Consider the following 10,643-nt stretch of genomic DNA (forward strand, 5'->3'; position numbering starts at 1 on the left):
AGAAAGAAATAAAACCATAAGCCATCATAATAAACCCTCCAAAAATAAATAAAGAAGAATTATCATTAAGACTTTGAATCAATCTATAACTACCTAAATAGGCAATTGTTATAAAAAAAACATCTCCAAGAATTACTCCTAAATCAAAAACTAAAGCTGCTCTAAATCCTTTAATTATACTTGTTTCCAGCAAAATAAAAAACACTGGACCTATCATAAAACTTAATAATACTCCCCAAGGAATACCCGTTAAAATATCGTTTATCATTAAAAAATGACTTTAAAAATTGAATGCAAATTTATTATTTCTGGACAATATTTCCACCCATAAAGGTTTCTTGTCTTATTTCTTTTGGTTTACCGTAAATAGTAATTGTTCCTCCAGCCTTTACTTTAGCATCAACTAGAGCAGTAGCTTTTACATCTGCGTTGCCTCCTGCTGATACAATAACTGTTGTTTGAGAAGTTTCTAATTCACTCGCTTCTACAATTCCTCCTGAATTGATTGAAACTGATTGAGTGACTGCATTACCCGAAAGTTTAATAATCCCTCCTGAATGAGCTTTAATTGACGTTTTTTCTACATCTAAAACTACTGTTATACTTGCTCCTTCTTGAGTAGATAAATCTAAATTTGTTTGCTTGAAGGTGTCATCGCATGTTACGGTACTTCCTTCATTAGCATCAATACTTTGAATTTTTTTGAAATATAATGTCACTTGAGCTTCATCACCTGTCATCATTTTGGTAAGAGGCATTCTTATTTTTAAAAGTCCGTTTTTATTAACAACTTCTACTTTATCTTGACTTATTCCTGTAATTACTGCTTTATTTTCATCAGATGCAATGAACGTAACATTCAGTTTATCAAATGTTTTTACATTATCAAAATCTGCTAATTGAATGGTTGTTTGACCAAATGTAAGCTGAGTTAATAATACAAACCCAACTAAAAGTATTTTTTTCATTTTGTAAATATTAATAGTTACTAAGTTTATCTAAATCTTATTCGTTTCTTCTGATAAAATTAAAATCCAATTGTTTTTTGACCAAATCGGCGTTTTTAACTGTGACGTAAATTTCATCTCCAAGCTGCAATAATCTGTTGGAATTTGCACCAATCAAAGCATATTGTCTTTCATCAAAAGTGTAATAATCCTCTTTTATATCACGGGTTCTAACCATTCCTTCGCATTTATTTTCGACAATTTCGACATAAATTCCCCACTCTGTCACCCCAGATATAACTCCTAAAAATTCTTCGTCATTGTGGTTTTGCATGTATTTAACCTGCATGTATTTGATAGAATCTCTTTCGGCATTTGTGGCCAATGATTCCATATTTGAAGAATGCTGACATTTCGTTTCATATTCTTCTTCATTTACAGATTTTCCTCCATCTAAATAATATTGCAATAAACGGTGAACCATAACATCCGGATAACGACGAATAGGTGATGTAAAGTGCGAATAATAATCAAATGCTAATCCGTAATGTCCAATATTATCTGTTGAATATTTTGCTTTGCTCATCGAACGAATGGCTAATGTATCTATTAGATTTTGTTCTTTTTTACCGCTAACTTCTTCCATTAAAGCATTTAAAGATTTAGAAATATCTCCTTTATTCCTGAAATCTATTTTATAACCAAACTTGGCAATAACAGTTTGCATAGCTATTAGTTTGTCTTCATTTGGTTCGTCGTGAATTCTATAAACAAATGTTTTCTTTTGTTTCCCAATGTATTCTGCCACTTTTCTATTGGCTAATAACATGAATTCTTCAATCAAATGATTGGCATCTTTTGCTATTTTAAAATATACACCTTCTGGTTCTCCTTCCTGATCCAAGTTGAATTTTACTTCTACTTTATCAAATGAAATTGCACCTTCATTCATTCTGTTTCTTCTCAATATTTTAGCTAATTGATCTAATTTTAAAGTAGCTTCTACAATTTCATCAGAAACAACATAAGAACTTCCAGTGATAGAAGTTTCAACAGGAATTGTATTGTTTTTAGTTTCTATAATGTATTGCGCTTCTTCGTAAGCAAAACGCTGGTCTGAGAAAATAACCGTTCTTCCAAACCATTGATCAACAACTTTGGCTTTTTCACTAATTTCAAAGATTGCCGAAAAGGTATATTTTTCTTCCTGAGGTCGCAATGAACAGGCAAAATTAGACAGCACTTCAGGTAACATCGGCACTACTCTATCCACCAAATACACAGACGTTGCACGTTGATACGCTTCATCATCAAGTATAGTTCCTTCTTCTAAATAATAAGAAACATCGGCAATATGAATACCAATTTCGTAATTTCCATTTTCTAACTTTTTGAAAGACAAAGCATCATCAAAATCTTTAGCATCTTTTGGATCAATTGTAAAAGTCAATGTGTCGCGCATGTCACGACGTTTCGCAATTTCACTGGCTTCAATCGAAGTATCAATTTTTTGAGCAAACGTTTCTACTTCAATAGGAAAATCTGCTGGCAAACCATATTCTGCAAGAATTGCATGAATTTCAGTGTCGTGTTCACCTGGTTTTCCAAGGACTTTCACTACTTTTCCGAAAGGACTATCGGCACGTTTTGGCCAATCTTCAATATGAACTAAAACAACATCACCTTGCTCTGCCTCGCCTAGCTTATCTTTAGGAATAAAAATATCGGTATACATTTTTGGATTGGCAGTAGAAACAAAAGCAAAATTCTTTTGAATATCTATAACACCTACAAAATCAGTTTTATACCTTTCTATTACCTCAATGACTTCACCTTCTGCCCTTCTGCCACTTCTTTTGTTATAAACATAAACCTTTACGGTATCTTTATCTAAAGCATGATTCAAATTATTGGTCGGAATAAAAATATCCTCTTCAAATTCAGGACAAATAAAATAGGCCGTTTTTCTACCTGTCATATCAATTGTTCCTTCGTAATATTCCTTGCTTGAAGCTTTTATTAGATATTTACCAGGTTCGGTTTCAATAATCTTTTTTTCAGCAGCTAAAATCTTTAAATCTTTTATAATCTGATTACGACTTTGAGTATCGTCTAATTCTAATTTTGCTGCTATTTGCTTGTAATTAAATGCTTTGTTGGCACTTTGCGATAATATTTTTATAATTTTATCAGAGAAACTTTTCTCTTTCTTTATCGGCTTTTTCAATCTTTTACCCATGTATCTTTTCTTAAAAGGCTAAAATTACAAAATACTATTCAGTAAATCCTTATTATACTTTAGTTTTAAGGTAATAATAACTTTACTACATTTATATAAAAAAATAAAATGAAAGACTTTAAAACAATTGCAATTTTTAATTATTCGCATGAAATTGTGGTCCTTAGACATATTTTGGACCAAGAAGGAATTCATTATTTTTTCGAAAACGAATATATTATTTCCATAGATCCATTGGCAACCTTCGCTTATGGCGGAATCCAACTCAAAGTACACCCGAACGATTTTGAAAAGGTTCAAGAAATCCTCGACAATTTGAATCCAAAACTTAAAATCGTATAAAAGTTTCAAAACTCAATTTCAAATCAATTTCAATTTTTTTATTTTTTTAAATTTCAAAGTTGTCAACATATATTAAATACAACAAAAAGAAATTTTAAAATTTTAAAAAATATTTATGGTTATTATAGCTTGTTAATAGTTACTATAATTTTTCAAAAAAATGTATTGAAATGAAGTTATAGTTTTTTATTTCGATTTATTAACATATTTATTGATAGTTAAAATGCTGAATTTTAAGATTTTTTTTAAAATAGTTAACAACTGTTAACAATTGAAAAAAGATATAAAATGTAAATAAGTGTTTTTAATTTTGTTGTTAAAAAAGTAAAATTTAGTATTGATAACTTTTCTAAAAATTACCGAAACTTTATTTGGATTTTTAATATCAGTTTTGGATTACTTATTTTTTCTTTACAAATAAAAAAAACTTCTAAAAATCTATTCAAAGTTATAAACATTTTATGTTAACTAAAGATTAACTGAATATCAATTAGTTAGGTTTTAGTATTAACATAGCAAAAAATTAACATTAAAATTACATTCTGTTTATTGATTAACAAGATGTTATAATTATGAAAAAATGTTAATAAACTTAAAATTTTCTAGCAATCAGATAGTTATAGAATTACTAGAAAAAAGTATTTTCAATTGCTTTTTAATGTTGTAATAATATAAAAGTGAAAAGAAATTTTATATAGTTTATAAAATAGATTGGCTAAATTTGCGAAAGTAAACCTAACACAAAGAAAATGAAAATTTCAATCGGAAATGACCACGCAGGACCAGATTATAAAAAGGCAATTGTTCAATATTTAGAATCAAAAGGACACCAAGTTACTAATCATGGTACTGATACAGAAGCTTCTGTAGATTATCCAGATTTTGGGCATCCAGTAGCAACAGATGTTGAACAAGGAAAAGCTGATTTTGGAATTGTTATTTGCGGAAGCGGAAACGGAATTGCAATGACTGTTAATAAACATGCCGGAGTTAGAGCAGGCTTATGTTGGACCAAGGAAATTGCTTATTTGACGCGTTTACATAATAATGCGAATATTGTAAGTATTCCAGCTCGTTATACTTCTATTCAGCAAGCAGTAGAAATTGTTGAAACGTTTTTAACTACCGAATTTGAAGGTGGAAGACACCAAACAAGAGTAGATAAAATAAGTTGCTAATATATTTTGGAACACCATCACACTCATAGCCACGGTCACCATCATCATGTAGAAGGTAAAAACCTGTTGTTTTCGATTGTATTAAATTTAATAATTACTCTATCCCAAGTTATTGGAGGAATTATTTCGGGAAGTTTAGCTTTACTTTCGGATGCATTGCATAATTTTTCGGATGTGCTTTCATTGATTTTTAGTTATGTAGCCCATAAATTATCACGAAAAAAAGCTTCTGTAGATCATACTTTCGGTTATAAAAGAGCTGAACTTATTGCCGCTTTTGTCAACGCATTGACGTTGATAGTAGTGGCTTTATTTTTAGTTTACGAAGGCATTGAACGTTTTTTTAATCCTAGTAAAATTGAGTATGGATTAGTCATTTGGCTTTCTATTTTGGGAATAGTTGCCAATGGTTTGTCGGCCTTTATGTTAAAAAGTGACGCTGATAAAAATCTGAATATGAAATCGGCATATTTGCATTTGTTTACAGATATGTTGGCTTCGGTTGCGGTTTTGATAGGTGGTTTATTGATGAAATATTTTCAATGGTATTGGGTTGATAGTGTTTTGACTTTGATTATTGCTATTTATTTGATAATTGTTGGTTTTGATTTATTAAAAGATTCTACTAAAATGCTAATGCTTTTTACACCGAGTCATATTTGTATAGATGATATTATCAGTGAAGTGCATAAAATTCCAGGTGTTGGAAAGCTGCATCACATTCATGTTTGGTATCTCAATGAAGAAGAATTACATCTCGAAGCCCATTTGGATTGTTCTGAAAATTTAAAAATGTCTGAATTCAATATTCTTTTAGAGAAATTAGAACACGTTTTATTCGAAAAATTCCAAATTAATCACATTAATATTCAACCTGAATATAAAAAAGAAGAAGATTCTAAAGATTTTATAGTTCAAGATTGATAAAAAAAAATAGTGGTGCTTCGCACCAATTAAAATATAAGCTCAGTTGAAAAACTGGGCTTTTTTTTATCTTTTAAAATAAAACCAAATTGCTATTAATTGCAAAATTACAATCAGCCAAAATTTCAACAAATAACTTGTTTTGACTGTTTTATGTCTAAAAGTCAACATTCCTAATCCTGAACCAATTGTTCCGCCAATAAAAACAAAAGAAAGAAGCGTTTTCTCGGAAATCCTTCTTTTATTGTTTTGAGCCTGCTTTTTATCATAGCCGATTAATACAAAAGCAATTATATTGAGCAGTAAAAAAGTGTATAATAAATTCATAATTGGAGTTCAATTGGAAAATAAAGATAGTATTTTAGCATCACTTTTTTAAACAGAAATTAACAATGACCAACATTCAATTCATTTCAAAATTCGTTCCAACGGCTACGATTAATATTCAAAATACCGTTCAATTATTACAGGAAGACTGCACGATTCCGTTTATTTCTCGTTATCGAAAAGACAAAACAGGAAACTTGGATGAAGTAGAAATTGAACAAATTGCTAAGTTTCAAAAAGAATATGATGTCATTGTAAAACGAAAAGAAGCGATTTTAAAATCCATTGCCGAACAAAATGCTTTGACACCTGAATTGGAGAAAAAAATCCAGCAAAGTTTTGATTTACAAGAGTTAGAAGATTTTTATTTACCATATAAAAAGAAAAAAAGAACCAAAGCCGATGTCGCTCGCGAAAACGGATTGGAACCTTTGGCAAAGATTATTATGGCGCAAGGCAATAAGGATGATGTTGATTTCTTAGCCACACAATATTTGAATGAAAATGTGATTAATGAAGAGTCAGCTTTGCAAGGAGCAAGAGATATTATTGCCGAATGGATTAATGAAAACATTTACGTTCGTAAACAATTGCGAAGATTATTTGAACGCAAAGCAACGATTACTACAAAGGTTGTTAAAGCTAAAAAAGATGACGAAGGAGCTCAAAAATTCAATCAGTATTTTGATTGGTCAGAGCCTTTGACCAAAGCACCTTCACACAGATTATTAGCAATTATGCGCGCCGAAAATGAAGGTTTTATCAAGTTTAAAGTTGATGTCGAACTTGATGATGCTTACGATGTCATTGACGAATTAATCATAAAAGGAGACAATGCAACTACGCCTCATATTCAGTTAGCGATTGAAGATAGTTACAAACGTTTGTTAAATCCTGCCATTTCAAATGAAACTTTGCAAGACGCTAAAGCAAAGGCTGATGCCAATTCGATTCATGTATTTGCTAATAATTTGGGGCAATTATTGTTGGCTCCACCATTGGGCGAAAAACGAATTTTGGCGATAGACCCAGGGTTTCGTTCAGGTTGTAAAGTAGTTTGTTTAGACGAAAAAGGAGATTTATTATACAATGAAACGATTTATCCTCATGCGCCACAAAATGAAACCGCGATGGCAATGAAAAAGATAAAATCGATGGTGAATGCTTATAATATTGACGCCATTTCTATCGGAAACGGAACGGCTTCGCGAGAAACAGAATTCTTTATCAAGAAAATTGCTTTTGACAAACCCGTTCAGGTTTTCATTGTTTCAGAGGCGGGAGCTTCAGTTTATTCGGCCTCGAAGATTGCGAGAGAAGAATTTCCAAATTATGATGTTACGGTTCGTGGCTCGGTTTCTATCGGAAGACGTTTGTCTGATCCGTTAGCGGAGTTAGTAAAAATAGACCCAAAAGCCATTGGAGTTGGTCAATATCAACACGATGTGGACCAAACCAAGCTGAAAGAAGAGCTCGATAATACCGTAATCCGTTGCGTGAACTCGGTGGGAATAAACATCAATACAGCGAGTAAACATTTGCTAAGTTATGTGAGTGGAATAGGAGAGAAGCTGGCTGAAAATATTGTGAATTACCGTTCCGAAAACGGCCCTTTTGAAGATAGAAAACAACTGAAAAAAGTACCTCGATTGGGTGATAAAGCATATCAACAAGGGGTTGCGTTTATTAGAATTGCGAATGCAAAAAATCCGTTAGATAATTCTGCTGTTCATCCCGAAGCTTATCCGATTGTGGAGAAAATGGCGAAAGATTTGAAACTTTCGGTAAATGAATTGATTGCCAATAAAGAGAAAACCGCTTTGATTAAAGCCGAAAATTATGTTACCCCAGAGATTGGAATTTTGACCTTAAAAGACATTATTAAAGAGCTTGAAAAACCGGGATTAGACCCAAGGAAATCGGCTAAAATTTTCGAATTTGATCCGAATGTAAAATCGATTAAAGATTTAAAAAGTGGAATGATTTTGCCGGGAATTGTGAACAATATTACCAATTTCGGCTGTTTTGTCGATATTGGAATCAAAGAAAGTGGATTGGTTCACATTTCTCAACTCAAAGCCGGTTTTGTGAGTGATGTTAATGAAGTTGTGAAGTTACACCAACACGTTGAAGTGAAAGTTGTGGAAGTTGATGAAGATAGAAAGAGAATTCAGTTGACGATGGTTTTGTAGAAAATAAATTTCTGTTTTAGAAAAAACTCCCAATTTACACAATGTAATTTGGGAGTTTTGGTTTATTGCTCTTTTTTTTTAAAGTTCGATAACAGCGCCAATGTTAATACTATCACCTGCATTTCTAGAATCGAAGCCGGCAACATTACTGATATTGGTTAAACCCGAAAACACTTGGTAATCAATTAAAATACCAAATTTTTGATTTATTTCAATCTTATAACCAATTCCAAAAGATAATCCTAATTGAAAAGATTTTATGATACTGCTTGGAATTTCTTCATCATTCATTTTAGCGCTTAATAAAAAAGAAGGACTAGCACCAAAATTTAAATTCCATTTTCTGGTGCTTCCAAAATGCCAGTTGGCATTTAATGGAATACTTACATAGTTTAATTTATCTTCATAATAATAAGTAGTTGAGTATGGAACCATAACATTATTATTTATAATTAATTTGCTATATCTACCCCCCATTTTGTTGAAAAGCAAACCAGAGCGTAAACTCCATCTGCTATTAAAGTAATAGTCAGCAGTCGCACCAAAAGCAACGCCTGAGTTACTATCAGTTTTACCATCATCAGTAATTTCCTGAAAAAAAGAATAACCGATTTTTGGTGTAATTTCAATAGTACCTTTCTCTTTAATCTGTGCATTAGCAATGCCAAAAAAAGCCAGGACAATCAATGTAAGTAATGTTTTTTTCATAAATGAATTAAGTTTTTCGTGTCAATTTAGCGACTAAATAACTTACAACCAACAAAGAAATTGTTTAATATTTATAGTTAATGGATTATCAGCGTGTTACTATTTTTTTTTATTTTTAAATTATAAGCTTAAATTAAAACTTGATATATTATCTATTGCCTTTAAAATATAAAATAAAATCACACTCTGTTTATTGCAGTAAAAAACTACAAATCAATCAAAACTAAGTATTTTTACTTATTTGAAAAGAATTATGAAAATCTGAAAACCGAAGTACTTAAGTAGACTAATTGATAAATGCTGCTGTTTTTTAGCGTTGATATATATAAAATAGATAAAAAAAGAGCTTTTTTTTGAGTTTATAAGGCGGTTAACTGGCATCTGACAATTATTATTTATTGCGAAAAACACATACATTTACTTCAAATAAAGAGAGTTACAGTATATTTTTTACTGATTTTGTTATTTAATCAAAGTTTGTTCATTGAATTAGAACAAATGATTTTGAAGTATTAAAAGGTACAAAAAACAATAGCTACAGATGAAAGATAATCAAGCCATTTGCACCAGTTGTAGTAATGAAAATTGTTTTATCAAAAAGCATATTCATTTGTCAAGCATGCAAAGATATATAGAGAAGAAACATAGTTTTATCTGCAAAAAATCACAACAATTTATTATTGAGGGTGCGCCAATACAAGGTTTGTACTTTGTTTGTAAAGGAAAAGTAAAAACGGTAAAAACCGGAATAAACGGCAGAGAACAAATCGTTCGATTAACCAGCAATGGAGATACTGTTGGCTTCCGGGGGTTTGGAACTTCTAAACGCTATCTTATTGGAGCCTATGCTCTTGAAGATACAGTTCTGTGTAATTTCAGTAATGAAGTGATGTTGGAAATTCTTCAAAATGTTCCTGAATTTACGTATGACATGATGCTCTTTTATGCTGAAGAATTGAACAAAAGCGAGAACAATGTTCGGAAAATTGCCCAAATGAATGTGCGCGAGCGAGTGATTGATACCTTATTATATATTCACAGAAAGTTTGGTCAAACAAATGAATTGATCAATCTAGATTTATCCCGAAAAGAAATAGCCGATTTTGCTGGAACTACCGAAGAACAGGTGACAAGAGTAATTTCAAGTCTCAAAAGAGAAGATTTAATTAAAACCGTTGGTAAGAAAATTGGTTTGCAACAAATCAATAAAATGAAATCAGAAATTCTAGAGCATAAGTATATCTAAGTAGTTTGTATATTATTTTCAACTTTAAAAAGCCCTTTTTGGGCTTTTTTTTATAGAAAACCAGTCATTTTGAAAATATGATTTTTTAAATTTTATTTCAATACGTATTTGATTTAGAAAAGTAAGTGCTGAATGAAGTCAATAAGTACTTAGGTTTAAATCGTTTTATTGCGTTTACGCAGTTTTAAAGTTGTTATTTGAATTTTTTTGGCTGCGCAAAAAACTTGTTTTATACTGTCAAAAACAAATACGTAAGTAAAAATACGTAAATATCTTTGTTTCATACTAATTAAAACAAATAACCATGCGAAAGATTACAAATACAATCCAAAAAATAAAAGCATTAAAAAAAAGGATGAATTCAAAATCCATTATGTTGGGTTTGGCGATAACATTGTTGAGTTCATCTGTTGCCAACGCTCAGTTTACAGCATCAGGACAATTTAGACCAAGAACAGAATTCAGAGATGGTTATAGCACTTTACAAACTAAAGATGCCGAAACTGCAGTTTTCACTTCACAAAGAACAAGATTGAATGT

Annotated in this window: 10 protein-coding genes and 1 pseudogene; 6 read left to right on the plus strand and 5 right to left on the minus strand. The window is 31.0% G+C overall.

What is annotated here, in order from left to right:
* The 3 genes from VLC96_RS18140 to rnr form a co-directional block, all read right to left on the minus strand.
* Positions 1–268 (minus strand): LysE family transporter (locus tag VLC96_RS18140; protein ID WP_325265186.1); only part of this gene is annotated, 268 nt, incomplete at its 3' end.
* 34 nt (positions 269–302) lie between these two features.
* Positions 303–968 (minus strand): head GIN domain-containing protein, encoded by a 666-nt coding sequence (locus VLC96_RS18145; protein WP_325265187.1) that lies wholly within the window; start codon positions 966–968, stop codon positions 303–305.
* A 37-nt stretch (positions 969–1,005) separates the two neighbouring features.
* Positions 1,006–3,186 (minus strand): ribonuclease R, encoded by a 2,181-nt coding sequence (rnr, locus tag VLC96_RS18150; protein ID WP_325265188.1) that lies wholly within the window; start codon positions 3,184–3,186, stop codon positions 1,006–1,008.
* A gap of 108 nt (positions 3,187–3,294) precedes the next feature.
* On the opposite strand from rnr, the gene VLC96_RS18155 reads away from it, so the two are divergent.
* The 3 genes from VLC96_RS18155 (at position 3,295) to VLC96_RS18165 (ending at position 5,630) form a co-directional block, all read left to right on the plus strand.
* Positions 3,295–3,528, plus strand: a complete 234-nt coding sequence (locus VLC96_RS18155; protein ID WP_325265190.1) for a DUF2007 domain-containing protein — start codon at positions 3,295–3,297, stop codon at positions 3,526–3,528.
* A 749-nt stretch (positions 3,529–4,277) separates the two neighbouring features.
* On the plus strand, positions 4,278–4,706 hold the full coding sequence (rpiB, locus tag VLC96_RS18160; RefSeq protein WP_325265192.1) for a ribose 5-phosphate isomerase B: 429 nt from the start codon (positions 4,278–4,280) through the stop codon (positions 4,704–4,706).
* Positions 4,707–4,712: 6 nt separating this feature from the next.
* The gene (locus VLC96_RS18165) at positions 4,713–5,630 is read left to right on the plus strand and encodes a cation diffusion facilitator family transporter (protein ID WP_325265193.1); all 918 of its coding nucleotides are present in this window, start codon (positions 4,713–4,715) and stop codon (positions 5,628–5,630) included.
* A gap of 66 nt (positions 5,631–5,696) precedes the next feature.
* On the opposite strand, the gene VLC96_RS18170 is transcribed toward VLC96_RS18165, so the two are convergent.
* Positions 5,697–5,957: a DUF1294 domain-containing protein gene (locus VLC96_RS18170; protein ID WP_325265195.1), complete on the minus strand. Its 261-nt coding sequence runs from the start codon at positions 5,955–5,957 to the stop codon at positions 5,697–5,699.
* A gap of 65 nt (positions 5,958–6,022) precedes the next feature.
* On the opposite strand from VLC96_RS18170, the gene VLC96_RS18175 reads away from it, so the two are divergent.
* Entirely contained in the window at positions 6,023–8,149 is a 2,127-nt protein-coding gene (locus VLC96_RS18175) for a Tex family protein (protein ID WP_325265197.1), read from the plus strand.
* Between the two features lie 78 nt (positions 8,150–8,227).
* Here VLC96_RS18175 and VLC96_RS18180 read toward each other — a convergent pair whose 3' ends face one another.
* Entirely contained in the window at positions 8,228–8,857 is a 630-nt protein-coding gene (locus VLC96_RS18180) for a porin family protein (RefSeq protein ID WP_325265198.1), read from the minus strand.
* A 541-nt stretch (positions 8,858–9,398) separates the two neighbouring features.
* Between VLC96_RS18180 and VLC96_RS18185 the strand changes: the two genes are divergently transcribed.
* Together VLC96_RS18185 and VLC96_RS18190 are read left to right on the plus strand one after the other, a co-directional pair.
* Positions 9,399–10,103 (plus strand): Crp/Fnr family transcriptional regulator, encoded by a 705-nt coding sequence (locus tag VLC96_RS18185; RefSeq protein WP_325265199.1) that lies wholly within the window; start codon positions 9,399–9,401, stop codon positions 10,101–10,103.
* A gap of 304 nt (positions 10,104–10,407) precedes the next feature.
* Positions 10,408–10,643, plus strand: a pseudogene (locus VLC96_RS18190) (hypothetical protein); the annotation flags it as partial.

This window comes from Flavobacterium sp., from assembly GCF_035456085.1.
Lineage (GTDB): Bacteria > Bacteroidota > Bacteroidia > Flavobacteriales > Flavobacteriaceae > Flavobacterium.